The following is a 24,215-nucleotide window of genomic DNA, read 5'->3' on the forward strand; positions in this document are numbered from 1 at the left end:
TTATTAATGTTATTATTTTATTTATAATTTAAGTTTTAAAAAGTGTAGGTAAAATTTAGAGAGAAACCCACTCCTTTTTTATATTCCTGAATGGTTCTTGAATTGGCAATAAAGTTTACTAAAGAAGAGTCATTATCTTTTCCGATTTCATATTTCCTAACCGGATTTAAAAGGTTATTTACACCAAACTTTAAAGCATATTTCTCTGAGATTTTGCTATTCCAAACAAAATCTAATTGTTGAAATGGTAATTCATAAATATGATCTAAACCTAATGAACCCACACTATAAATTCGTTTTCCAAAAACACCATAAACTAATGAAACGGTGTTACTCCACTTGCTATTTAAATCAAATTGGTATTTTACATCAGAATTAATTAACCATTTTGATGCCCCTTGTAATTCTCTGTTTTGATGTGTTTCAGCTGATGGAATAGTGTTTCCGGTTGGAATGTCAATAGTTGTTGGGCTTACGACTACTTTACTATGCATTAAAGAAGTATTAAATCCAAGAGAAAAATTAGTTAAGCTTTTGGATAAACGTGCTAAATCTAAAATCCCCTCTATTTCTACACCATATAAATCTGCTTTGTCAGAATTCAAAAAGGTAGTAATATTTCCCCCTGCTTCACCTCTAAAAGTTCTTTCAATAGGATTGTCAATATGTTTTGCAAAAGCACCAATTACAAAAAGTTCTTTGTTGGTTGGGAATAATTCATACTTTAAATCTATGTTGATATTGTCACTATTTTCAAGATAAGGATTTCCTTGAATACTTGTCCCGTCACCATTGATATAGGAAATAGGGATTATTTCCATCGTTACAGGTTTAGTATAATTTTTTGAAGCAGCAAAACGGATGTTAGCTTTTTCAGTCACTGCATACTTAACGTTTAGAGACGGCATTAGGTAATTTTTATCAAAAGCTTTCTTTTTATAAGGGTCTGTAAACGAACCATTAAATCTGTAACGGATGTCACGGTTGAATTTTTCAAATCGTAATCCACCGGTAACTTCCCACTTCTCACCAAATTTCAGCAATAATGAACTATAAGTAGCATTAGTATTTTCTACCATTTTCACTTTATAACTTGAATTTGAATTTTCCTGATAATTGAAAACACCATTAACTAAATCTTCATTTAACTGAGCATCCAATTCGTTAAGAGGTTGCGTAAAGTTTTCACTGCCATTTGTTTTGACAAATCGGTAGGATGTTTTGGTATAACCACCGTTTCCGTTATAACCAATAGATAATTTGTTTTCTTTTCCCCCAAATTTCAAATTATATTCTAAAAAACCTGATGCAAATACATCTCCGGCAACATCAAGATACTGCCTGATAAAATTGTTTCCGCCATAACTTACTGTTACATCTTCATTTTGCAATGAACCTCTGAAAAACTTTCTGTCCGGCTGCTCATACGAAGTTTTTGCCATAGAAATACCTCCTTTAAGAGTTTGCGATTTGTCTTCTTTGATATTGTATTCCCCCAAAAGTTGAGAATCTATATAATTTGATTGATCAAGTTGATTGGTTCTTACAATCACATTTTTATTATCTAGATTGTTATCAAAAGCTCCAACCTGATCCTGAATCAAATTATCAGTAGAACGCAAGTAGAATGTGTTTGAAGTAAAATTAAATCGCTTAGCTTTATAATACAAGCTTAAAAGTGAAGCTGCCGAAGTTTTATAATGACTTTCCGTTTTAGAAGTTTTGTTATTAAAATCACCATTAATACTAAAAGTGTTCTCGGCACCCTTAGTTTGGGTGTAGCTATTGTCGGCATTCAAAGACAATAAGTACGAAAATGTGTCGTCATTTTTTAATTTGAACTTTTCTGAATGTAAAAATCCAATACTAGTATTTAATGGGCTTTTGGTTTCATCAACATCCCATCCTGATTTAAACGACTTTTGTGCCTCAGCCGTCGTAAGTTGATGATTGGTTGGGACACCACCTAAAACGCTTGGCAACTCTCTATCGCTTCCGGTTAAACCAAAAAAACCTTTTGTCGTATTGGCATCTTTAGCAATCGAAAAAGAATGTATATTATTGTCGGTTGTATAGCCTACTCCAAGACTTAACTTAGTTTGGCTATTGGAATTTTTGGTCGTCGCAATATTAAAGGTTGCCCCTGCGAAATCACCTGAAATGTTAGCATTAAACGTTTTGTAAACATCAATAGCACTAACAATATCAGTAGAAAACATATCTAAAGGAATAATTTTTCTATAAGGATTGTTAGAAGGAACAGCCAATTCATTCACTAATAAATTATTGTATCGGTCTTCTAAACCTCTGACAAATAATCCTCTTGACCCAACCTTGCTGATTCCGGTTATTTTTGTTAAACCCTGTTCAACGTTACTTACACCTTTTCTGGCCATTTCCTGTGCGCCGATACTTTGTTTGATTTCGACAGCTTTTTTCTGTTCCATTAACAAAGTGGTTTCTTTTTCCCGGCTTCCGGTATTTTGAATAACCACATCTTTCAACTGATAGCTCCCGGAGCCAAGAGCTTTGTTAAGCGTTACGGTTTCCCCGGTCTTTACTTCAACTTTTTCTTCTAAAGTTTCATAACCTAAAAAACTAAATTGAATCGTATAACTTCCGGGATCAACACTAATAGAATATTTCCCCGTTTCGTCTGTAGTTACTCCAATGCTTGTTCCTTTTATTACTACATTGGCAAAAGGAAGTGTCTCATTATTTAAATCTTTATCTGTTAAGGTTCCGGTAATAATTCCTTTGTTTTGGGCAAAACCAAGAACAGTTATAAGCAAAAATGTAACAATTAATTTAAATTTCATTTCGTGGTGTTTAAATCTGATGCAAAGAAACTACCGCAATGTAAAGGTCGTGTTACTCCAGCATTACCATTTTGTTCTTTAACCATTACCAAATTGTTAAGAGATTAAATTACCGTTAACTCCGGTTTCAAATATCAATTCATTTTGTATTATCTTTACATTTACATCCACAAAACAATTGTGTCCACTTATGAAAAAAAAAGACATTAAGATTTTATTGGTAGATGATGAGCAGGATATCCTTGAGATTGTTGGATATAATTTATCCCAGGAAGGTTACCAAATTGTAACCGCTACTAATGGGAAAGAGGCAATAACCAAAGCCAAAAAAGAATTGCCCCAACTTATCATTATGGATGTGATGATGCCAGAAATGGATGGGATGGAAGCTTGTGAAAACATTCGGAAAATTCCGGAATTAAGCAACGTAATCATTACTTTTTTAACAGCACGAAGCGAAGACTATTCACAAGTTGCCGGATTTGATGCCGGTGCAGATGATTATATTACAAAACCAATTAAACCAAAATTACTGGTGAGCAAAGTCAAAGCACTGCTTCGTCGTTTGAAAAGCGACGAACACGCTTCAGAAACTCTCAATGTTGGTGGCATCGAAATCAATAGAGAAGAATATAAAATCATCAAAGAAGGAAGAGAAATTGTGTTGCCACGAAAAGAGTTTGAATTATTTTATCTCTTGGCATCCAAACCAGGGAAAGTATTCAAACGCGAAGAAATACTGGATAAAGTTTGGGGAAATGAAGTCATCGTTGGCGGAAGAACTATTGACGTTCATATTAGAAAACTTCGCGAAAAAATTGGTGAAGATTTATTTAAAACCATTAAAGGTGTTGGCTATAAATTAGAAGTGTAAATGAAAATTAAATTCAAGAAAACCTATACGTTTGCTTTAGTTTCAACGTCTTATATTACCACTTTTTCTACAGGTTTTCTTGCGGTTTTATTATGGTTTTTCCATGAATTTTCACTTCCAATCCTCTTATTTTTTGCCGTTTCAATTAGCACATTTTCCTTTTTTGTTATCCAATATCGTGTCGAGCGGTTTATCTACCGAAGAGTTAAGAAAATCTATGACGACGTTTCGCTTTTAGAGTCTACGTCATTTCGCAGTCAGCCTATCACAACCGATATGGAAACCCTGACCAAACAGGTTAAAAAATTCGCTACCGATAAAAAACTAGAAATCGAAATGTTGAAAGTGCGTGAGGAATACCGAAGAGAATTTCTGGGAAATGTTTCTCATGAGCTTAAAACGCCATTGTTTACTGTGCAGGGCTATTTGTCTACTTTGATTGACGGCGCAATAGATGATAAAAAAGTGCGAAAAAAATATCTGGAACGTGCCGAAAAAGGAGTAGAGAGATTGGTCTATATCGTTGAAGATTTAGATATGATATCCAAACTTGAAATGGGCGATGTAAATCTGGAATTGTCAAAGTTTAATATTGTTGATTTAGTGCAGAGTGTTTTTGATTTACTCGAAATGACCGCGGATAAAAAGAACATCATTCTTATGTTTGACAGAAAATATAACAAGGCAATAAATGTTTTCGCGGATCAGGAAAAAATCCAACAAGTGCTTTCAAATCTGATAATGAATTCGATAAAATACGGAAAAGACAATGGTACTACAGAAGTTACCATTGAAGATCTGGTAAACGAAAAAATAATTGTTCGTGTTCGCGATAACGGCGAAGGAATTGAAAAACAATATATTCCAAGATTGTTTGAACGTTTTTTCAGAGTAGATAAAAGTGGCGCGAGAAGCGAAGGCGGTTCAGGTCTTGGACTTTCAATCGTAAAACATATTATTGAAGCCCAAGGCGAAAAAATTTATGTAGAAAGCGAGTTTGGCAAAGGTTCTGAATTTTCATTCACGCTCGAAAAGCACCAGTAACTGTTTCCAGTCAACTTCCTTTTTAAGTTGCGGCAAACCTGCATATAGCGAGATTTTTAATAAATTTTCTATCTTAAAATCATCTTGTTTGGCATAAGGAATGAAGCCATTTCTTTTCAATCTTTTTGCTAAATATTCTTGCTCAAATTGCCCTGGAGTTGGTATAAAAAAAGCTTTTTTCTGGAGTTTTGCCAAATCCATAACGGTGGTATAACCAGATCGACAAAGTACTATTTCACTTTGGTTAAAAGCAGCTTCAATTGCTGACGAAGTCATGAAATTATAGTAGGTCACGTTTTCTTCTTGCTCTATTTTTTGTTCGGATTCAATTATTCCTTTGATGAAAAGTACGTTTCCGGAAAAAAGACGGACTTCATTTTTTAATTTCTGTTCCAAAAAAGTACGCTGCGGTTCAGGTCCGGAAAGTACAACCATCAAATCATATTTAATCGGTAATTCTTGTATCTCTAATCGGCTTAACGGACCAAGGTATTTCAGATTTAGCGTGTTATTCATCAAGTGACCAAGTTTCCCGGACAGATTAGGTCTTTCCTGTATATCCGGAATCCAACATTCTGTAAATTTTTTAATAAAATGTTGGTGCAGTTTACTCGAAATCCAAGTGGTTTTTCCGGACAAAACATTCAGTTGATGTGTCATGAAAACGCTTGGTATTTTTTTGCTGTAAACGCCCAACCGATTGTCCGAAATAATGCCTTGCAGATTAAATTCAGCTATCCATTTTTTGACGATTTTCTTTTCAGCAAAGATGGCCTCAATCATTTTTGGACTATTAGTAATAAATTTCCATTTGAAATCGGCGCCGTTTTTGGCATATTCAATTCCATAAGAAGGCAATTCCAAGGATTGTAAATACGGGAATTCTTTTTGAAGCAGTTGCAAAGCCGCACCATCCGAAGCCAGAATAGGAGTAAATCCATTTTTTTCCAACTCTCGAATTATTGGAATACAGCGCGCAGCGTGACCTAAACCCCAATTTAAGGGAGCAACCAAAATATTTTTTTTTGAATTTTCCACGTAGTGAAATTACGGTTTTACCATTGCAAAGTAAAAAAGATTTCGGATAGTTTATATTTCCTTAATTTTACCAAAAAATTAAGTTTGTGGGAAGTAAGAATAAATTAAAGCGGTTTAAGGAAAACGAAACTTTTGAAAACGTTTTTCAACCAACAAGGGAAGAGGTTGTGAGCGAAGAATTTCTGCTAAAAGGAAAGTGGAATTCGGTTTTTTTCAAAAATGACAATCCAATAATTATTGAACTAGGTTGTGGCAAAGGCGAATATTCTGTAGGCCTGGCGGAGCGTTATCCGGATAAAAATTTTGTTGGTATTGATATAAAAGGCGCACGATTTTGGCGTGGCGCGAAAACAGCTGTTGATAGCGGAATGTTCAATGTGGCTTTTGTCCGAACGCAAATTGAGTTAATCGATTTTATTTTTGCCGAAAATGAAGTAGACGAAATCTGGATTACTTTCCCGGATCCGCAAATCAAATACAAACGCACCAAACACCGAATGACCAACTCGGAATTTTTGCAGTTGTATAAAAAAATCCTGAAACCAAACGGCGTGGTAAATCTTAAAACCGACAGCGAATTCATGCACGGTTATACACTTGGATTATTACATGGTGAAGGTCACGAAGTCTTGTATGCCAACCACAATGTGTATAAAAATGAAGGCGCACCGGAAGTGGTAACGGCTATTCAGACTTTTTACGAAAATCAATATTTGGAAATCAACAAAGCAATTACGTATATTCGTTTCAAAATCAAATAAATGCTATTTTTTTTGCCACTTGTTTTAGGTTTTTGCATTGCTTTTTTGGCGGTTATTCTTCCGGGTTTAATCAATATGACAGCAGCAAAAATCAGTTTGCAGGAAGGAAAAAATGAAGCATTAAGTTTTGCGCTTGGCGCTTCTGTCATTATTTTTTTTCAAACCTTTATTGCCGTACTATTCGCCCGATTTATAAGCAATCATCGGGAAATTGTTTCCACGCTTCAGGAAATTGGCATTTTAGTTTTCTCATTACTAAGCATCTATTTTTTCTGGATTGCCAAAAAACCAAAGAAAATCAAAGCACATAGCAAAGTCAAAGGAAAATCCAACCGTTTCTTTTTAGGCATGTTGCTGTCAACACTAAATTTATTACCCGTTCCATTCTATGTTTTTGCGAGCATGAGTTTGGTAGCTTCGGGTTACTTCAGTTTTGATAAAATACCAGTTTCTTCTTTTGTAATTGGTGTAGTCTGCGGTTCGTTTACCGTTTTTTACATCTACATCGTAGCGTTTAAAAAAATTGAAAAGAAAACCGAATTCCTAATGAGAAACATAAATACCATTATTGGTTCGGTAACCACTTTTATGGCGGTTGTAACACTTTTCAAATTGCTTTATAAATAATGGAAGCTAACTTTTTTGAACGGGTTTATGCCATCGCGCGTCAAATTCCGGAAGGAAAAGTGACATCTTATGGCGCCATTGCCAAAGCTTTAGGCACCGCACGCTCCGCCCGAATGGTAGGTTGGGCAATGAATGCCTGTCATAATATGGATGATGTTCCGGCACACAGAGTCGTAAACAGAGTAGGATTGCTTTCCGGAAAACACCATTTTGACGGGACCAATTTAATGCAGCAATTACTCGAAAACGAAGGCATTACAGTCGTAAATAATCAGGTTGTCGATTTTGAAAAGCATTTTTGGCAACCTGCAATCCAGAAATAATTTTACAGGAACTTCTTTATATTCCGATAAACATTTTCAATTCTTTGACGATAGTTTCAACACAATTCGTATTATCTTTGCAATCTGTATTCAGTCTTAATAAAAGGCTGTAAACCATTAATTAAAGAAATGAAATTAGATAGAAAAGAAATCCTTTCAGCATTGGAAACCATTACCATTGCCGGCGAAGGGAAGAATATGGTTGAAAGCGGTGCAGTAAAGAACGTACTGATTTTTGGCAACGAAGTAACTATAGATTTACTGATTGCAACACCGGCAATGCATATTAAAAAACGTGCTGAAGATGATATCAAAAAATTAATCCATGAAAAATTTTCAACGGAAGCTATTGTGAAGGTGAACATCAAAGTGGAAACGCCGACCCAAAATCCTAATGAAATAAAAGGAAAAGCAATTCCGGGAATCAGCAATATTATTGCGGTAGCTTCAGGAAAAGGCGGCGTTGGAAAATCTACAGTAACAGCAAATTTAGCCGTGACTTTAGCAAAAATGGGTTTCAAAGTGGGTGTTTTGGATGCTGATATTTACGGGCCAAGCATGCCAATCATGTTTGATGTTGAAAATGAAAAACCGATTTCGGTTGAGGTTGATGGCAAATCCAAAATGAAACCTGTAGAAAGCTATGAGATAAAAATCCTTTCCATCGGATTCTTTACAGCGCCAAGTCAGGCTGTTATCTGGCGAGGACCAATGGCTTCGAAAGCATTGAACCAGATGATTTTTGACGCTGATTGGGGACCATTGGATTTCATGCTAATCGATTTACCGCCAGGAACCGGCGATATCCATTTGTCAATCATGCAATCATTGCCAATCACGGGTGCAGTTATTGTGAGTACACCACAAGCTGTAGCTTTGGCTGATGCCAAAAAAGGAGTTTCGATGTTTTTATCAGACAGCATCAATGTTCCTGTTTTGGGAATTATAGAAAACATGGCGTACTTCACTCCGGAAGAATTACCAAATAACAAATATTACATCTTCGGAAAAGAAGGTGCCAAAAACCTTGCGGAAGATTTGCAGGTTCCATTTTTAGGCGAAGTTCCACTAGTGCAAAGCATCCGCGAAGCCGGAGATTACGGTCGTCCTGCAGCATTGCAAACAGCATCAGTAATCGAAAAAGTTTTTGAGAAAATCACCAGAAATGTAGTTCAGGAAACGGTAAACAGGAACCAAAGTTTACCGCCAACAGAAGCAATCAAAATAACAACTATGGCTGGTTGCTCAGCCGTTAAAGGAAAATAAGATGAACACAGAAGAATTAACGTTAAACATTGAAAAAGCCTTAAACGAAATCCGCCCTTTTCTGAATTCAGATGGTGGTGATATCAAACTGGTTTCCATTGAAGATGAAAAACATGTTAAAGTGCGTCTTGAGGGCGCGTGCACATGCTGTAGTTTGAGCATGAGTACGATGAGAGCCGGTGTGGAAACTACGATTAAAAAGTATGCGCCACAAATAGAAACAGTTATAAATATTGCATAATGGGCGTTTCCCGCCGCGGCGGGTCGGGCTTTCCGTTACAATCTTTTTTTCGTTCCTCAAAAAAGGATTTCCACTGCAATCCCTAACGCGGTCAAATGATTTATAGAAATAAATTTTAAACTCATTAACTAAGCTACATAGTAACTCAGCCACTCAGAAAATGATTGAAACAGATATACTGATAATCGGAGCCGGACCCACCGGACTTTTTGCTGTTTTTGAAGCAGGATTATTAAAACTTAAATGCCACATTATTGATGCCTTGCCACAAATTGGCGGACAGCTATCTGAACTATACCCAAAGAAACCCATTTATGATATTCCGGGTTTCCCGGAAGTTCTGGCGGGCGATTTGGTTCAGAACTTAATGGAGCAAATCAAACAATTCCAACCGGGTTTTACTTTAAACGAAAATGCTGAAACCATTGATAAATTAGACGACGGAACTTTTATTGTAACTACCAATAAAGGCACAAAGCATCATGCCAAAGCGGTTGCCATTGCCGGTGGTTTGGGAAGTTTCGAGCCCAGAAAACCAATCATTGATGATATTTCCTTTTACGAAGATAAAGGCATAGAATATTTTGTAAAAGATCCTGAATTATTCCGTGATAAGAAAATAGTTATTGCCGGTGGCGGTGATTCTGCTTTGGATTGGAGTATTTTCCTCGCTGATGTCGCATCAGAAGTTACGCTAATTCACAGAAGGAATGAATTTCGTGGTGCGTTGGATTCGGTTGAAAAACTACAGGAATACAAAAAAGCAGGAAAGGTTCATCTAATAACTCCCGCAGAAGTTATAGGACTTAATGGTGCAGAACATTTAGAGTCTATTGATATTGATGAAAATGGCGCCCATAGGAACATCAAAACCGATTATTTTATTCCGCTTTTCGGATTGACACCTAAACTTGGGGCAATTGCTAACTGGGGATTGGAAATAGAAAAAAATGCCATCAAAGTCAACAACGCTTTAGATTATCAAACCAACATTGACGGTATTTATGCCATTGGTGATGTAAATACCTATCCCGGAAAATTAAAACTGATTTTATGTGGTTTTCACGAAGCGACTTTAATGTGCCAAAGCGTCTATCAGCGATTAAATCCGGGTAAAAAATATGTACTGAAATACACCACGGTTTCAGGAATTGACGGTTTTGATGGAACGAGAAAAGAAGCTGAAAAAGCGGTAGTAAAATCAATTGAATAAATGCAACTTAACCATCCTGAATTAGTAGATCTTTTAAAGAAAGCCTATTCCGCCGAGAAGGCTGCTTCTTTTGCTTATCAGGGACACGCGGGCTCTGTTAAAGATGCAATTCAGAAAGCAGCCATCAGACAAATCGAACTCGACGAATGGAATCATCGTGCTGGCGTTTTACAAATCATGAACGACTTTGATATTCCAATTTCCAAATGGTATGAAATCAAGTTTCATATTATCGGTAAAGTAATCTCAGGAAGCTGCTATGTTATAGGTTGGTTTATGCCATTCTATTTTGCAGGAAGATTAGAAAGCGGAAATGTGTGCGAATATTTCAGAATGAAACACTTTTTTAATTCACTTGGAATTTCAAAATATGATGAGGTGCTATATGAAATGGGAATAAAGGAAAAAGAACATGAAGTGTATTTTTTGGAGCGGATAAAAGACAATAAAATGCTTCCTTTCTTCGAGAAGCTGTTTTCCTGGGGAACCAGTCAGGGATTCAATAATATAGATTTGGATAAAAAATATCCTGTAGAAAATTCCAGCCATTATTGTAAAAAATAAACAATGTCAAAAGACGTTACCATCAAAATAACCGACCGCGAAGGTGTTACTCACGAAGTACAGGCTCCAACCGACATGAATATGAACATAATGGAGGTAATCCGCGCCTATGAACTTGCCGAAGAAGGAACTATCGGAATTTGTGGCGGAATGGCAATGTGTGCTTCGTGTCAGTGTTATGTTTTAAATGATGTTATTTCATTAGAACGGAATCCGGATGAAGAAGCGATGCTTTGGGAAGCTTATCATGTAAAGGAGAACAGCCGTCTGGGTTGTCAGATTCCAATCACTTCCGAAATAGATGGTTTGGCATTGGAAATTGCACCGGAGCAATAATGTATCAATAAAATTTATTTTCACTTTATCAGTTAATCTGCGATTTTGCTTTTAGCTTTCGGCAGAATCCTTTCGACAAATTTTGTATAAGCTGTCGCTGAAGGATGCAGTCCGTCAGAGGCGACAAATTCGGGTTGGGCTAATCCCAATCTTGTTATATCAGTAATATTGACGAAGGTTATATTATTCGCATTGCAATAGTTTTCAGCGAAATTATTGTATTGGTCAATCTCTGCAGAAACCACTGCGTTTCCGTTTCCAAAAGGCGTGAAGGCATAGTCAGGTATGGAAACTACAATAACATTGTTTTTATCGCCTTTGGCTTTTTGGATGGCAGAAATTACAAGTTCCGGAAATTCCTGTTCATACAAACTAAAAGGTTTGTGCTGGTATTGATTGTTGACGCCAATTAAAAGTGTAACCAAATCGTAATCATTACCTGTAACATCAGCCACAAGCGCACTTTTTAAGTTGGTAGTCGTCCATCCGGTAACGGCGATTATTTTAACCTGAAACGTATCATTCGGATTCAGATATTTGGAGATGCTGTCTTTCAATTGAAATGGAAACCGACAAGTGGCACAAACACTTTCGCCAATGGTATAGCTATCGCCGAGCGCTAAATATTTGTAGTTTTTGGGTGTCGTCGTCACTGCACGATCTGTGCTGCAGCTATTGAGAAATAACATCACAGCCAGAAGAACGATTATGTTGTTTTTTAATTTCATTTGTTTAACTTTTTAGTATTAAAAGTTACGAAAGTAATGAAGTGTTGGTTTGGCAGAAGTAAAAATACAAAATGCCCCCATTTACAGGAAGCATTTTATGTTAACCTTATGTTTTTAGGCTTATTTAAAAGCGGGAATTCCCGTAATATCAGCTCCGGTAATTAACAAATGAATATCATGCGTACCTTCATAAGTAATTACGGATTCCAAATTCATACTATGACGCATAATTGAATATTCTCCTGTAATCCCCATTCCGCCTAATATTTGACGGGCTTCACGGGCAATGTGAATTGCCATGTCTACGTTATTTCTTTTTGCCATCGAAATTTGCGCAGTCGTCGCTTTACCTTCATTTCTCAAAACACCCAATCTCCATGTCAATAATTGCGCTTTGGTGATTTCGGTAATCATCTCGGCTAGTTTCTTTTGTTGTAATTGAAAGGAAGCAATTGGTTTGCCAAACTGAATTCTTTCTTTGGCATAACGCAAAGCCGTATCATAACAGTCCATTGCTGCTCCGATTGCACCCCAAGCAATTCCGTAACGGGCAGAATCCAAACACTGCATTGGTGCGCCAAGTCCTGATTTTCCAGGCATGAGGTTTTCTTTTGGCACTTTTACATTATCAAAAATTAATTCACCTGTTGCCGACGCACGAAGTGACCATTTATTATGTGTTTCCGGCGTTGTAAATCCTTCCATACCGCGTTCTACAATCAAACCGTGAATTCTTCCTTCTTCATTTTTGGCCCAAACTACAGCAACATCTGCAAACGGTGAGTTCGAAATCCACATTTTAGCGCCATTCAATAAGTAATGGTCGCCCATGTCTTTGAAGTTGGTAGTCATGCCACTCGGATTCGAACCGTGATCGGGTTCGGTCAAGCCAAAACAACCCATGAATTCTCCTGTCGCTAATTTTGGCAAGTATTTTTGACGTTGCTCTTCTGTTCCAAACTTCCAAATAGGATACATCACCAACGATGATTGTACCGATGAAGTGGAACGAACACCTGAGTCGCCTCTTTCAATTTCCTGCATAATCAAGCCATACGAAATTTGGTCTAAACCGGCACCGCCGTATTCTTCCGGAATATATGGACCAAAACCACCAATTTCGCCCAAACCTTTAATGATTTGCTTTGGAAATTCTGCTTTTTGGGCATACTCTTCAATGATGGGAGAAACTTCACGTTTTACCCACGCGCGAGCTGAATCACGAACTAATTTGTGTTCTTCAGTTAGCAAATCATCTAAATTGTAATAATCCGGAGCTTGAAATAAATCTGGTTTCATGTGTCTTGTGTCTTGTTTTTCATTGGTCACATGCAATAGCCTATAGCTATGTCATTTGAATATCTTTTACGAAAACGTTTGCAAAGCTAAAGAATCTTAACCGAAATTCCCAAGAATTAATATAATTTTGGGAGCTATTTCCCGCTGTTCACTATATCTTTTCCTTTTAGATTGCTTCGTCCCTCGCAATGACAAAAAGAAAAAGGATGCCGTTCCCATCCGGGCTAGGGTTACATCTTTAAATAGAAATCCTTCGTCAAAGCAATGTAATCTGCTGTATATTGATGACGGGAAGTTTCAATAATAAGTTCGTTTTGCTCGATTTCTTCTTTTTTGCTAAACGAAAAAGCTAATAAACTTCTTTTGATTTGCTTCGCCTGTTCGCTAGCGCTCGGGTCAATGATTGGTGTTCCTTTTACACGCGTAATTTTAAAAGGGAATAAGTTGCATTCTTTGGCTAAGCCAATAAATTTTGCCTCTTCTTTATAAGGAATAATCACAGAGAAAATGCCTTTTTCGGATAAAAGCGTCGAAGCAGCTTCTAATAATTCTTCAAAAGGCAACGCATCCTGAAAACGTGCCAAATCTCTTTGCTCATTTTTGGTTTTATAATCTTCACTATAAAATGGTGGATTGCAAATAATAATGTCATACTCGTCTTCGGGTTCATCCATAAATTCATCCAAACCGGCGTGAAAACAAAACAATCTGTTGCTCCAGGGCGAAGTTTCAAAGTTCTCGACGCATTGTTCAAATGCATTTTCGTCAATTTCGATGGCGTCAATCTGTTCAGCGTTGCTTCTTTGGGCGAGCATTAAGGATAGAATTCCAGTTCCAGAACCAATGTCCAAAACGGAGAAAGGATTGTTTTCTATTGGGCACCATGCACCAAGTAAAACAGCATCAGTGCCAATTTTCATGGCACATCGGTCTTGGTTAACTGTAAATTTTTTGAATTTGAAAGTTGACAAAACAATAGTTTTAAAATATAAGCCAATAAGACATTAAGTAAATAAGACTTAATGAATCTTAATTTCTTAATGGTTCAAAAAAAAGATTAAAGGTACATTTCAACTAAACCTTCTGGCAAATCCATGATAACCTTTTTATTTTCCCGGTCAATTTTTATCAGGAATTGGTCAATCATTGGAACCAGAATTTCGACATTTCCGTTTATAACTTCAAATAAAGGTTGGGCAGAAGAATCATTTATGGATACAATTTTGCCGAAAATACCTAAGCGTTTGTCTTCAATTTCAAAACCAATCACTTCATGAAAATAAAATTTATTGCCCGAAAGTTTTGGCAACATGCTAAGCGGAAGATAAACTTCACAGTTGAGGATACTATCGGCTTCTTCTTCTGAATCGACATCTTCAAATTGCACACGAAGAAAATCATTTTTGTGCAGTGAACTGTTTTGAATAAAAAATGGAACCAGATTTTTGTTGAATTCAACAAATACTGATTCCATATTCTCATATAATTCGGGTTCATCTGTATCCAAATAGATTAAAACTTCCCCTTTGAAACTAAATTTTTTAGCGATTTTGCCTAGATAGAAACAATCTTCTTTACGCATTATCGCAAGGAATTAAGCTTCTGTCTCTTCGCTTGCTTCTTCAGCAGCAGGAGTTTCCTCAACAGCAGGAGCTTCTTCTGTTTCAACTTCAGCAACTTCAGCAACAACATCTTCGGCAGCAGGAGTTTCCTCAACAGCAACTTCAGCAGCAGTTTCTTCAACAACAGCAGTTTCTTCAACAGCAACTTCAGTTACAGCTTCAGGAGCATCATCAGCGATAGCTTCAGTTTGCTGCGCCACTTCGCTTTCGCTCGGGTCCTCAACAGCAACTTCTTCCACTACTTTTGCAGCTTCAACAGCGGCAGCAGCACGTTTGTCATTAGCAATTTTTTCAGCTTTCAATGCTTTCGCTTTAGCAGCTTCTTGTGCTTTTGATAAACCTTCTTTTTTAGTGTCAACTTTTCCAGCTTTTTCTTCCAACCATGTAGCTAATTTAGCATCAGCTTGCTCTTGTGTTAAAGCTCCTTTACGAACGCCACCATCAAGGTGATGTTTCATTAAGGCACCTTTGTAAGAAAGGATAGCTCTTGCAGTATCAGTCGGTTGTGCGCCATTGTGTAACCATTGAACCGCTTGGTCAAGGTTTAAATCAATTGTTGCAGGATTGGTGTTTGGATTGTAAGTTCCTAATTTTTCAAGGTATCTACCATCTCTTTTTGATCTAGCATCAGCTGCTACGATCCAGTAAAAAGGTCTTTGTTTTTTACCGTGTCTTTGTAATCTAATTTTTACTGACATAATCTTTTTGATTAATTTGAGGTACTCGACCTCGATTATTTTAAGGGTGCAAAGATAGTTTTTTTTTGAAAACAAACTAATTGAATCACTTCTTTTTAAATATAAGTAGCTTTCACCATTCACTTTAACATTAATTTTTTAAAATTTAGTTAGCACTTTTGCATTAAAAAGTTATTTTTGTGGAGAAATACATCGAAAAAATGAAAAGATTATTGCCCCTTTTGATAATTGCTTTAACTATTTCTTCCTGCCAGGAAGATGTGAAGTTTAATAATCCTGGTTTTCAGGGGTTAAAAGATGATGTTTTTTGGAGAGCTGATGATGCAAGAGCTTATGTTGATGCATCAGGTAAGTTAAGGATTGAAGCGCGTACACAATACGAAATCGTTACTTTAAATACTAGTAGTGCTAACGCCGGAACCTATGTTTTAGGTACTACAAATGTTAATAATTCGGCGACCTATTCCTCAAATTTTAATGGTACTGAATTAGAATATGCTACCATTGCAGTTCCTGGTCCGACAGAAAGTGTAGGTTTGGTTAATGGCGGAACAGGTTACAGCAGCGGCACGTCGGTTGCTACAACTGGCGGAACGGGAAGCGGGCTGACCGTTAATATTATTGCCAATTCTTCAGGAGTTGTAACCAGCGTAACGGTTTCTTCCCGTGGCAGCGGCTATTTAGCAGGAGATTTAGTTACAGTTGCCGGTGGAAATGTCAATTGCAAAGTTCGTGTTACAAATGTTCAAAACAGCAATGGCGAAATTATAATTAAAGAATATGACAACGTGAACCATACGATTTCAGGTAAATTTAAATTTAATGCTGCCAATTCAAACGGAAGTCCTTTTGGCGGACCGATTTTGAATTTTCAGTATGGAGAATTCTATAAAATCCTGATTTATCCATCGATATAATTCTGAATATAAAATAATTGAAACCATCCTCGCGATGGTTTTTTTGTTAATTAAATAATAAAGTACAAATTAATAACGGTTTACATTTTTTTTAAACATACATTTGTATTCAATTTTTAAATAAATTTTATGAATATTTTTGTTGGAAGTCTTCCGTTCAGTATTGACGAAGCAGATTTAAGAGAGTCTTTTGAGGCTTATGGAACAGTTGACTCTGTTAAAATTATTACCGATAAATTTACTGGAAGAAGTAAAGGATTTGGTTTTGTTGAAATGTCTAATGATGAAGAAGCTCAAAAAGCTATCGACGAATTAAACGGTGCAACAGTAGAAGGGCGTACGATTGTAGTTAACAAATCGGAGCCAAAACCAGAAGGAGAAAGAAAATCATTTAACAACAACCGTTCAGGCGGTGGTGGTGGTTATGGTGGTGGCGGAAACTCTCGTGGTGGTGGAGACAGAGGAAGATACTAGTTTACACTCTATAATAATACTTAAAGCCATCTCAATTGAGGTGGCTTTTTTATTTTTGTTGATAACTAAAATTGATTTCTTGGTCGCTAAAATGTATTTTTGAAACATTACTTTTCAAAATCCTAACCTCAATATGTATTTAATTTTCGATACCGAAACAACGGGATTGCCAAGAAATTGGTCAGCGCCAATTACAGATACTGGCAATTGGCCTAGATGCATTCAGATTGCCTGGCAATTGCATGACGAGTTGGGAAATCTTATTGAACATCAGGATTATTTAGTAAAACCTGAAGGCTTTAATATTCCTTTTGATGCTGAAAGAATACATGGAATTTCCACGGAATTAGCCGAAGCGAATGGAATAGGATTACAGGAAGTTCTCGAAAAATTCAATATAGCTTTATCGAAATCTAAATTTATTGTTGGACAAAATGTTGGCTTTGATGTAAATATTATTGGTTGCGAATTTCACAGAATGGGAATGCAATCAACAATGGGTTCAATGCCTATTCTGGATACTTGTACCGAAGTTACCGCGTCGCTTTTGAGATTGCCTGGTGGTCGTGGCGGAAAATTCAAATTACCAACCTTAACCGAATTACATCAGTATCTTTTTGGGGTTCCATTCTCGGATGCGCATAACGCTACTGCCGATGTGGAAGCAACGACACGTTGTTTTTTAGAATTGATAAAGCGACAGGTTTTCACCAAAGAAGAATTAGATGTTGCCGCTGATTATTTCGATCGATTTAATAAAAACAATCCTCAGGAAATTCAGCTTATCGGATTGAAACACATCAATCTTAAACAGGCTTCCGAAGAAATCCGCAAACAGTTTCAAAAGAAAGAAGAAGTTACTCCTGACCAGAAAGAGAAACAAGTTCATCACACCTTAGCGGATGTTGATTTTGTTCACTTGCACAATCACACACAATTTTCAGTATTACAATCCACAATTAGTGTAGCGGATTTGGTAAAAGCAGCGGTTGAAAATAAAATGCCTGCGGTTGCCATGACTGATCACGCGAATTTGATGGGAGCGTTCCATTTTGTACGTGATATTTTATACCATAATAAATCCGCTCAGGCCAAAAATAAGTTAGCCGCCGAAAACGGAGAAAATCCAACAGAAACTATTATCAAACCTATTGTAGGTTGTGAGTTTTACGTCTGTGATGATTTAAAAGACAAGTCCAGAAAAGACAATGGCTACCAAATCGTCTTCTTAGCCAAAACCAAAAAAGGCTATCATAATCTGGCGAAATTATCTTCCATTGCTTATACCGAAGGATTTTATTATGTCCCAAGGATTGACAGAAAAGCCATTCAGGAATACAAAGAAGATCTCATTGTGTTGTCAGGAAATTTATATGGCGAAATTCCGAGCAAAATTTTAAACATTGGTGAAAACCAAGCCGAAGAAGCCTTGCTCTGGTGGAAACAGGAATTTAAAGATGATTTCTACCTCGAATTAACGCGCCATAATCAGGAAGATGAAAACCGCGTGAACGATTCGTTAATAACTTTGGCAAAAAAGCATAAGGTGAAAACGGTTGCCACAAATAATGTTTTTTATATCAATAAAGAAGATTCAAATGCCCATGATATTCTATTGTGTGTTCGTGATGGTGAAAAACAATCTACTCCAATTGGCCGAGGCCGAGGCTTTCGATACGGTTTAGCCAATCAGGAATATTATTTCAAGTCGGCTGAAGAAATGAAAAAGGTCTTTCATGATTTACCTGAAGCGATTACCAATACGGAAGAAATCGTCAATAAAATTGAAATATACGATTTGTCCCGTGATGTTTTATTGCCCAAATTTGATATTCCCAGTGAATTTTTAATTGCCGAAGATGAAGCAGATAAAGGCAAACGTGGCGAAAATAAATACTTACATCATTTAACTTATGAAGGCGCTAAAAAAAGATACCCAGAAATCACTCTAGAAATTCAGCAGCGTATCGACTTTGAGTTATTAACGATTGAAAATTCAGGCTATCCGGGTTATTTCCTAATCGTTCAGGATTTCATTGCTGAAGCCAGAAGAATGGATGTTTCTGTTGGACCTGGCCGTGGTTCAGCTGCGGGTTCGGTTGTGGCTTATTGTCTCGGAATTACCAACATCGATCCGCTGATGTACAATCTGCTTTTTGAGCGATTCCTAAATCCGGACAGGGTTTCACTTCCCGATATTGATATCGATTTTGATGATGAAGGACGTAGCAAAGTAATGGATTATGTAATTCAGAAATACGGTTCCAAACAAGTGGCGCAAATCATTACTTACGGAACGATGGCAACCAAATCGAGTATTCGTGACACTGCGAGAGTTATGGATTTACCACTTTTTGAAGCTGATAAAGTTGCTAAATTAATTCCGGGATTAATGCCTTCAAAATGGAATTTGGCCCGACTCTTATCCGAAGATGAAGCAACAATTAAAAAGGTATTACGACCGGAAGAGTTTGACAGAGTAAAAGAATTAATTTCACTTTCCAAAGTAGGGAATTTATGTTCCGATACTATAAACCAGGCAAAATTTCTGGAAGGAAACCTAAGAAACACTGGAATTCACGCATGCGGAGTTATCATCACGCCAAGCGATATTACCAATTTTGTTCCTGTAGCAACTGCAAAAGATTCGGATTTGTATGTTACCCAATTTGATAACTCTGTCGTAGAAAGCGCCGGATTATTAAAGATGGATTTCTTGGGATTGAAGACTCTAACGTTAATAAAAGATACTGTAAAACTGGTAAAATATAGAACAGGAAAAGATTTAAATCCAGATGAATTTCCGATTGACGATGTTAAGACCTATGAGCTTTTTCAACGTGGTGAAACAGTTGGGATTTTCCAGTATGAAAGTGCCGGAATGCAAAAGTATATGAAGGAATTGAAGCCAACAGTTTTTGGAGATTTAATTGCCATGAATGCGTTGTATCGTCCCGGGCCAATTGCTTATATCCCAAGTTTTATCAAACGAAAAAATGGAGAAGAAGATATCACTTACGATATTGAAGCATGCGAGGAATTGCTGAAAGAAACTTACGGGATTACTGTTTACCAAGAACAGGTAATGCTTTTGTCTCAAAAGTTGGCCGATTTCTCAAAAGGAGATGCCGATGTTTTGCGTAAGGCAATGGGAAAAAAGCAGAAAGATGTTTTGGATAAAATGAAACCAAAATTTATCTCACAAGCAGAAGCCAAAGGACATTCAGCCGAAAAGTTGGAAAAAATATGGAAAGACTGGGAAGCATTTGCCGAATATGCCTTCAATAAATCACACTCGACTTGCTATGCTTGGATTGCGTATCAAACGGCCTATTTAAAAGCCAATTATCCGGCGGAATACATGGCGGCGGTTTTATCCAATAACATGAGTGACATCAAGCAGGTTTCGTTCTTTATGGAAGAATGCAAGCGAATGGGATTGGAAGTTCTTGGTCCTGATGTCAACGAATCGTTTTATAAATTTACGGTAAACGATAACTATGCCGTTCGTTTCGGAATGGGAGCAGTCAAAGGTGTTGGAGCCAATGCTGTGGATACGATTGTTCAAAGCAGAAAAGATGAACCTTATAAATCAATATTTGATTTAGCAAAGAAGATTGATTTGCGTGCTGCCAATAAAAAAGCATTCGAAAGTCTGGCACTTGCTGGTGGATTTGATTGTTTTCAAAATACACATCGTGCGCAATATTTCCACATTGAAGGCGAAGGGGTTACGTTTCTTGAAAAAGCAGTACGTTATGGTTCCAAATTTCAGGAGAATGAAAATTCGTCACAGGTAAGTTTATTTGGAGATGCCAGCGAAGTTCAGATTGCAGAACCTATTGTTCCACCATGCGATGAATGGAGTACGATGGAAAAATTAGCCAAAGAAAAAGAAGTAGTTGGAATTTATATTTCGGGTCATCCGTTAGACGATTACCGTTTTGAAATGAAATATTTCTGTAACAGTAAGCTCGAGAATTTGAAAAATCTTGGAAATTATATTGGAAAAACACTAACCTTTGCGGGGATTGTGACTAATGTTCAATACAGAACAGCGAAAAACGGAAAAGATTGGGCTATGTTCACTCTGGAAGGTTATGACGAAAACCACGAGTTTCGGATTTTTGATGAAGAGTATTTAAAATACCGGCATTTTTTGGTCAACAATCAATTCATCTATTTTAAAGTAGGCATAAAGGATGGTTGGGTAAATAGGGAAACAGGAAAAAAATCAGATCCAAGAATACAATTTGTCGATGTAAAACAATTGCAGGATGTGATTCCTCAGTTTGCCAAAAAATTGAGTATTCAAATGGATATTAACGAATTGCATAAAAGCGCTATCGAGCAATTAAATGCTGTTTTCCAATCAAACAAAGGCGATAATACTGTAACTTTTGAAATCGTTGAATTTGATAAGTCAAAAATAATTCCCGAAATAGTTCCGAAAATTATTGTCACGGACGAAGAAACTTTTGAAGCGGACGACCTTCAAGAAATCGAGATTGAAATCCCCGTTGTTGAAGAAGAAATTCAGGTTATGACCAAAGTTTCATTACCAAGCAGAAAACTGAAAATCAAGATTTCAAATGAACTGTTAATCGAACTGGAGAAAATGAAAATTAAATTCAGCCTTAACTAAAGTATCAATTCTGTTAATGAATTTATAGTCAAAACTGATTTTTTAACGCAACTAACTAAAATAAAATGGCTAATTTTGTCCATAGATAAATACATTAATTTAAAATTTAGAATATGGCTTTAGCAATAACTGATGCTACTTTTGATGAAGTAGTATTAAAATCAGATAAACCGGTAGTAGTAGATTTTTGGGCAGCGTGGTGCGGACCATGTAGAATGGTTGGGCCCGTTATAGACGAAATCGCAACAGAATATGAAGGAAAAGCAACAGTGGGGAAGGTTGATGTTGATGCCAATCAGGAATTTGCTGCAAAATATGGTGTTCGTAATATACCGACAGTTTTGGTTTTTCAAAATGGAGAAGTGGTTGGACGCCAGGTTGGAGTAGCTCCAAAGAAAACATACACAGATGCTATTGATGCACTTTTGTAATAACTGACATTTTTTATGATTTAGTTTAGAAATTTCCGTTTATATTTGACACGAGCCATGCACGAGCACGGCCAACTGACGAAGTAGTTATGAAGATTGAAGAACAAAAAGAACTCGTTTCCGGTTTTAAACACCTTGAATTGCTGGCCAATCAAGTTGTGGAAGGTTTTATTTCAGGAATGCATAAATCACCGTTTCATGGTTTCTCGGCTGAATTTGCTGAACATAAAACCTATAATGCGGGCGAAAGCACTAAGCACATTGATTGGAAATTATTTGCCAAGACTGACAGGTTATACACCAAAAAGTATGAAGAAGAAACCAACCTTCGTTGTCATTTAATTATTGACAACTCCTCATCTATGCACTATCCAAAGCTAAAAAATGACGAAGATTTTTACCATAACAAAATTGGTTTTTCGGTTTTAGCTTCGGCTGTTTTAATGAATTTATTGAAAAAACAGCGAGATGCTGTTGGGCTAAGTATATATTCTGACACTTTTGAATATTACGCTCCCGAAAAAGGAAGCGATCGTCATCATAGGATGATTTTGAATAAACTCGAGGAACTTTTAGAAAACCCCAAAAACGCAAAAGGCACTGACACTGTTACTTTTTTGCATCAGATTGCAGAAAAAGTGCATCGTCGTTCGATGATTATTTTGTTTACAGATATGTTTCAAACAGGCAATAGTGAAGCACTTTTCAATGCTTTGCAACATTTGAAACACAATAAACACAAAGTAGTTGTTTTTCATGTTATCGATAAAAAAACAGAAATCAATTTCAATTTTGATAATGCTCCACGAAAGTTCATCGACTTAGAAACAGGGGAAGCCATTAATATTTTTGCCGATACAGTCAAAGATGCCTATGAAGAAAAGGTTAATGATTACTTCAAAACATTAGCCATGACCTGTGCTCAAAATAGAATTAAGTATGTTCCCGTAGCTGTGGAAGAAAGTTTTGAGAAGATTTTGACTACCTATTTGGTTGAGAAGCAAATGTTTGGTTAGAATTGTTTTTACACATTTTATTTTTTAATAAAATAGTTGCAAATTTCAAAAACGATTGTATATTTGCAACCGCAATAACGCAGAGGTTTGGTAGTTCAGTTGGTTAGAATACATGCCTGTCACGCATGGGGTCGCGGGTTCGAGTCCCGTCCAGACCGCGAAATTGGGAAAAGGTTTTCAGAAATGAAAACCTTTTTTGCCCAAAAAAGCAAATGAAATGCATTCACAAAATTAAGTGAGTCATTCAAAATTAGTTGTGTTGTTTGCTACGACTTTGTAACTCGTAGCTATGGTTTAGTAGTTAGACCAATGAAAAGCTTTCCACTTTATTGTGGATGGCTTTTTTGCTTATAGGAACTTTCAATTTTTTTACTACTTTTGAGCTATATGAAGAAAATAATACAAATATCTCTTTTTGCCTTGTTGTTTTTTGTTGCAACAAACAACGTTCTGGCACAGAAGGTAATAACTAATGATCCAGATGCACAACTGAAAGAAACACTCTATAAAAAGTATAAAAAGGAAGTTCAATCCTATGATAAGAAGGATTTTGACGCTTTATTTTTTGAATTTTTTAAAAAGCAGAAGGACAAATCGCTGACACTTACTCAAGAGGAGTTTTACACCTATACTATTAAAATTGCTATATATTCAGAAAAACTTGGGCTTTTGTATAAAGATCAAAAAGAAGAAGCACAGCGTACCAAACAAGAATGGTTTAATAAAAGTTATTCCGATTATTTAAATTCCAAAAAGTAACAATTTGAAAAGACTTTTACCAATAGTAGTGTTGCTATTTCTTCAATCGTGCCAATACTTTGAAAAGGAAGTGCCGAATGAAAAAGAATTGTTAGACAAACAAATGAAGGAAATCAATTGGAATGAAGTGGATGAATATCCCTCAGTCGCCGATTGTGAAAAACTCACCGATGCAACCCAACGCAAGCAATGCTTCTTCGAATTTTTAACCGCAACCATTCAACAAAAACTAGCAGTTGATACGCTTTCAACGATGTTTCCTAAATTGGATACCATTGAAGTAAAAGTAACTGTTTTGCCTAATTCTGAGTTAGAATTTGAACCGCAATTTCCAAAAGATTCTGTAGCGTACGACACTATAAAAATTGACAGTATTCTTCGTGTTCGCTTGGTTGATTTCCCAAAAGTTAATCCGGCAATTAAAAGAGGAATTCCGGTAAAAACACAGTTTGTGCTTCCGGTTATTATTAAATCGGAATAAATTTTCAGGAGCTATTTCCCGCTTTCCGCGCTACATGGT

23 protein-coding genes, 1 tRNA gene and 1 pseudogene are annotated in these 24,215 nt (G+C 36.6%); 18 read left to right on the forward strand and 7 right to left on the reverse strand.

The window, feature by feature from the left end; all coding sequences use genetic code 11:
• Positions 1–35 precede the first annotated feature (35 nt).
• Positions 36–2,819 (reverse strand): TonB-dependent receptor, encoded by a 2,784-nt coding sequence (locus Q0Q99_RS12660; protein WP_293896617.1) that lies wholly within the window; start codon positions 2,817–2,819, stop codon positions 36–38.
• Between the two features lie 190 nt (positions 2,820–3,009).
• Between Q0Q99_RS12660 and Q0Q99_RS12665 the strand changes: the two genes are divergently transcribed.
• Positions 3,010–3,693 (forward strand): response regulator transcription factor, encoded by a 684-nt coding sequence (locus Q0Q99_RS12665; protein ID WP_293896620.1) that lies wholly within the window; start codon positions 3,010–3,012, stop codon positions 3,691–3,693.
• Positions 3,694–4,737 (forward strand): ATP-binding protein, encoded by a 1,044-nt coding sequence (locus Q0Q99_RS12670; protein ID WP_293896623.1) that lies wholly within the window; start codon positions 3,694–3,696, stop codon positions 4,735–4,737. It abuts the gene before it with no gap.
• Here Q0Q99_RS12670 and Q0Q99_RS12675 read toward each other — a convergent pair.
• On the reverse strand, positions 4,711–5,775 hold the full coding sequence (locus tag Q0Q99_RS12675) for a glycosyltransferase (RefSeq protein WP_293896626.1): 1,065 nt from the start codon (positions 5,773–5,775) through the stop codon (positions 4,711–4,713). The two genes, Q0Q99_RS12670 and Q0Q99_RS12675, sit on opposite strands and share 27 nt — an antisense overlap.
• A gap of 86 nt (positions 5,776–5,861) precedes the next feature.
• Here Q0Q99_RS12675 and trmB point away from each other — a divergent pair, with 86 nt between their 5' ends.
• From trmB to Q0Q99_RS12715, 8 genes are all read left to right on the forward strand, one after another.
• A complete protein-coding gene (trmB, locus tag Q0Q99_RS12680) occupies positions 5,862–6,536 on the forward strand; it encodes a tRNA (guanosine(46)-N7)-methyltransferase TrmB (protein WP_293896629.1) in 675 nt (224 codons plus the stop codon).
• Positions 6,537–7,163 (forward strand): LysE family transporter, encoded by a 627-nt coding sequence (locus Q0Q99_RS12685; protein ID WP_293896632.1) that lies wholly within the window; start codon positions 6,537–6,539, stop codon positions 7,161–7,163.
• Positions 7,160–7,486: an MGMT family protein gene (locus Q0Q99_RS12690; RefSeq protein ID WP_293896726.1), complete on the forward strand. Its 327-nt coding sequence runs from the start codon at positions 7,160–7,162 to the stop codon at positions 7,484–7,486. Before Q0Q99_RS12685 ends, Q0Q99_RS12690 begins: the two co-directional genes overlap by 4 nt.
• Positions 7,487–7,615: 129 nt before the next feature.
• Positions 7,616–8,752 carry an Mrp/NBP35 family ATP-binding protein gene (locus Q0Q99_RS12695; protein WP_293896635.1) on the forward strand — a complete coding sequence of 379 codons (1,137 nt, stop codon included), beginning with the start codon at positions 7,616–7,618 and terminating at the stop codon, positions 8,750–8,752.
• 1 nt (position 8,753) lies between these two features.
• The gene (locus tag Q0Q99_RS12700; RefSeq protein WP_293896638.1) at positions 8,754–8,993 is read left to right on the forward strand and encodes a NifU family protein; all 240 of its coding nucleotides are present in this window, start codon (positions 8,754–8,756) and stop codon (positions 8,991–8,993) included.
• A 160-nt stretch (positions 8,994–9,153) separates the two neighbouring features.
• Positions 9,154–10,206, forward strand: coding sequence for an NAD(P)/FAD-dependent oxidoreductase (locus tag Q0Q99_RS12705; protein WP_293896641.1), 1,053 nt, complete (start codon positions 9,154–9,156; stop codon positions 10,204–10,206).
• On the forward strand, positions 10,207–10,770 hold the full coding sequence (locus tag Q0Q99_RS12710; protein ID WP_293896644.1) for a hypothetical protein: 564 nt from the start codon (positions 10,207–10,209) through the stop codon (positions 10,768–10,770).
• A gap of 3 nt (positions 10,771–10,773) precedes the next feature.
• On the forward strand, positions 10,774–11,106 hold the full coding sequence (locus tag Q0Q99_RS12715; protein ID WP_293896647.1) for a 2Fe-2S iron-sulfur cluster-binding protein: 333 nt from the start codon (positions 10,774–10,776) through the stop codon (positions 11,104–11,106).
• A 32-nt stretch (positions 11,107–11,138) separates the two neighbouring features.
• On the opposite strand, the gene Q0Q99_RS12720 is transcribed toward Q0Q99_RS12715, so the two are convergent.
• The 5 genes and pseudogenes from Q0Q99_RS12720 to Q0Q99_RS12740 all read right to left on the reverse strand — a co-directional run.
• A complete protein-coding gene (locus tag Q0Q99_RS12720) occupies positions 11,139–11,834 on the reverse strand; it encodes an SGNH/GDSL hydrolase family protein (protein ID WP_293896650.1) in 696 nt (231 codons plus the stop codon).
• 120 nt (positions 11,835–11,954) lie between these two features.
• Positions 11,955–13,133 (reverse strand): acyl-CoA dehydrogenase family protein, encoded by a 1,179-nt coding sequence (locus Q0Q99_RS12725; RefSeq protein ID WP_293896653.1) that lies wholly within the window; start codon positions 13,131–13,133, stop codon positions 11,955–11,957.
• 230 nt (positions 13,134–13,363) lie between these two features.
• Positions 13,364–14,053, reverse strand: a complete 690-nt coding sequence (locus Q0Q99_RS12730; protein WP_293896729.1) for a methyltransferase — start codon at positions 14,051–14,053, stop codon at positions 13,364–13,366.
• 137 nt (positions 14,054–14,190) lie between these two features.
• The gene (rimM, locus tag Q0Q99_RS12735; RefSeq protein ID WP_293896656.1) at positions 14,191–14,715 is read right to left on the reverse strand and encodes a ribosome maturation factor RimM; all 525 of its coding nucleotides are present in this window, start codon (positions 14,713–14,715) and stop codon (positions 14,191–14,193) included.
• A 195-nt stretch (positions 14,716–14,910) separates the two neighbouring features.
• Positions 14,911–15,453 (reverse strand): annotated as a pseudogene (locus tag Q0Q99_RS12740) (30S ribosomal protein S16); the annotation flags it as partial.
• Between the two features lie 179 nt (positions 15,454–15,632).
• Between Q0Q99_RS12740 and Q0Q99_RS12745 the strand changes: the two are divergent.
• The 8 genes from Q0Q99_RS12745 (at position 15,633) to Q0Q99_RS12780 (ending at position 24,176) form a co-directional block, all read left to right on the forward strand.
• Positions 15,633–16,370: a DUF6252 family protein gene (locus tag Q0Q99_RS12745; protein WP_293896662.1), complete on the forward strand. Its 738-nt coding sequence runs from the start codon at positions 15,633–15,635 to the stop codon at positions 16,368–16,370.
• A 129-nt stretch (positions 16,371–16,499) separates the two neighbouring features.
• Complete coding sequence (locus tag Q0Q99_RS12750) at positions 16,500–16,844, forward strand: RNA-binding protein (RefSeq protein WP_293896665.1); 345 nt, start codon at positions 16,500–16,502, stop codon at positions 16,842–16,844.
• A 133-nt stretch (positions 16,845–16,977) separates the two neighbouring features.
• Positions 16,978–21,489 carry a DNA polymerase III subunit alpha gene (gene dnaE / locus Q0Q99_RS12755; protein WP_293896668.1) on the forward strand — a complete coding sequence of 1,504 codons (4,512 nt, stop codon included), beginning with the start codon at positions 16,978–16,980 and terminating at the stop codon, positions 21,487–21,489.
• Positions 21,490–21,602: 113 nt separating this feature from the next.
• Positions 21,603–21,920: a thioredoxin gene (gene trxA, locus Q0Q99_RS12760; protein WP_133533217.1), complete on the forward strand. Its 318-nt coding sequence runs from the start codon at positions 21,603–21,605 to the stop codon at positions 21,918–21,920.
• Positions 21,921–22,009: 89 nt separating this feature from the next.
• Positions 22,010–22,936: a DUF58 domain-containing protein gene (locus tag Q0Q99_RS12765; RefSeq protein WP_293896674.1), complete on the forward strand. Its 927-nt coding sequence runs from the start codon at positions 22,010–22,012 to the stop codon at positions 22,934–22,936.
• A gap of 84 nt (positions 22,937–23,020) precedes the next feature.
• Positions 23,021–23,094, forward strand: a tRNA-Asp gene (locus Q0Q99_RS12770).
• A gap of 229 nt (positions 23,095–23,323) precedes the next feature.
• Positions 23,324–23,695, forward strand: a complete 372-nt coding sequence (locus Q0Q99_RS12775; protein ID WP_293896677.1) for a hypothetical protein — start codon at positions 23,324–23,326, stop codon at positions 23,693–23,695.
• Between the two features lie 4 nt (positions 23,696–23,699).
• Positions 23,700–24,176: a hypothetical protein gene (locus Q0Q99_RS12780; protein WP_293896681.1), complete on the forward strand. Its 477-nt coding sequence runs from the start codon at positions 23,700–23,702 to the stop codon at positions 24,174–24,176.
• The last annotated feature ends 39 nt before the right edge of the window (positions 24,177–24,215 follow it).

Origin of the sequence: Flavobacterium sp. (assembly GCF_025352425.1) — a bacterium.
GTDB lineage: Bacteria > Bacteroidota > Bacteroidia > Flavobacteriales > Flavobacteriaceae > Flavobacterium.

What these genes read in the sequence shown, in the direction of transcription:
- Q0Q99_RS12660 (WP_293896617.1), bottom strand. Translation starts at nt 2,819, where the DNA reads ATGAAATTTAAATTAATTGTTACATTTTTGCTTATAACTGTTCTTGGT.
- Q0Q99_RS12665 (WP_293896620.1), top strand. Translation starts at nt 3,010, where the DNA reads ATGAAAAAAAAAGACATTAAGATTTTATTGGTAGATGATGAGCAGGAT.
- Q0Q99_RS12670 (WP_293896623.1), top strand. Translation starts at nt 3,694, where the DNA reads ATGAAAATTAAATTCAAGAAAACCTATACGTTTGCTTTAGTTTCAACG.
- Q0Q99_RS12685 (WP_293896632.1), top strand. Translation starts at nt 6,537, where the DNA reads ATGCTATTTTTTTTGCCACTTGTTTTAGGTTTTTGCATTGCTTTTTTG.
- Q0Q99_RS12695 (WP_293896635.1), top strand. Translation starts at nt 7,616, where the DNA reads ATGAAATTAGATAGAAAAGAAATCCTTTCAGCATTGGAAACCATTACC.
- Q0Q99_RS12700 (WP_293896638.1), top strand. Translation starts at nt 8,754, where the DNA reads ATGAACACAGAAGAATTAACGTTAAACATTGAAAAAGCCTTAAACGAA.
- Q0Q99_RS12705 (WP_293896641.1), top strand. Translation starts at nt 9,154, where the DNA reads ATGATTGAAACAGATATACTGATAATCGGAGCCGGACCCACCGGACTT.
- Q0Q99_RS12710 (WP_293896644.1), top strand. Translation starts at nt 10,207, where the DNA reads ATGCAACTTAACCATCCTGAATTAGTAGATCTTTTAAAGAAAGCCTAT.
- Q0Q99_RS12715 (WP_293896647.1), top strand. Translation starts at nt 10,774, where the DNA reads ATGTCAAAAGACGTTACCATCAAAATAACCGACCGCGAAGGTGTTACT.
- Q0Q99_RS12720 (WP_293896650.1), bottom strand. Translation starts at nt 11,834, where the DNA reads ATGAAATTAAAAAACAACATAATCGTTCTTCTGGCTGTGATGTTATTT.
- Q0Q99_RS12725 (WP_293896653.1), bottom strand. Translation starts at nt 13,133, where the DNA reads ATGAAACCAGATTTATTTCAAGCTCCGGATTATTACAATTTAGATGAT.
- Q0Q99_RS12730 (WP_293896729.1), bottom strand. Translation starts at nt 14,053, where the DNA reads ATGAAAATTGGCACTGATGCTGTTTTACTTGGTGCATGGTGCCCAATA.
- rimM (WP_293896656.1), bottom strand. Translation starts at nt 14,715, where the DNA reads ATGCGTAAAGAAGATTGTTTCTATCTAGGCAAAATCGCTAAAAAATTT.
- Q0Q99_RS12750 (WP_293896665.1), top strand. Translation starts at nt 16,500, where the DNA reads ATGAATATTTTTGTTGGAAGTCTTCCGTTCAGTATTGACGAAGCAGAT.
- dnaE (WP_293896668.1), top strand. Translation starts at nt 16,978, where the DNA reads ATGTATTTAATTTTCGATACCGAAACAACGGGATTGCCAAGAAATTGG.
- trxA (WP_133533217.1), top strand. Translation starts at nt 21,603, where the DNA reads ATGGCTTTAGCAATAACTGATGCTACTTTTGATGAAGTAGTATTAAAA.
- Q0Q99_RS12765 (WP_293896674.1), top strand. Translation starts at nt 22,010, where the DNA reads ATGAAGATTGAAGAACAAAAAGAACTCGTTTCCGGTTTTAAACACCTT.
- Q0Q99_RS12775 (WP_293896677.1), top strand. Translation starts at nt 23,324, where the DNA reads ATGAAGAAAATAATACAAATATCTCTTTTTGCCTTGTTGTTTTTTGTT.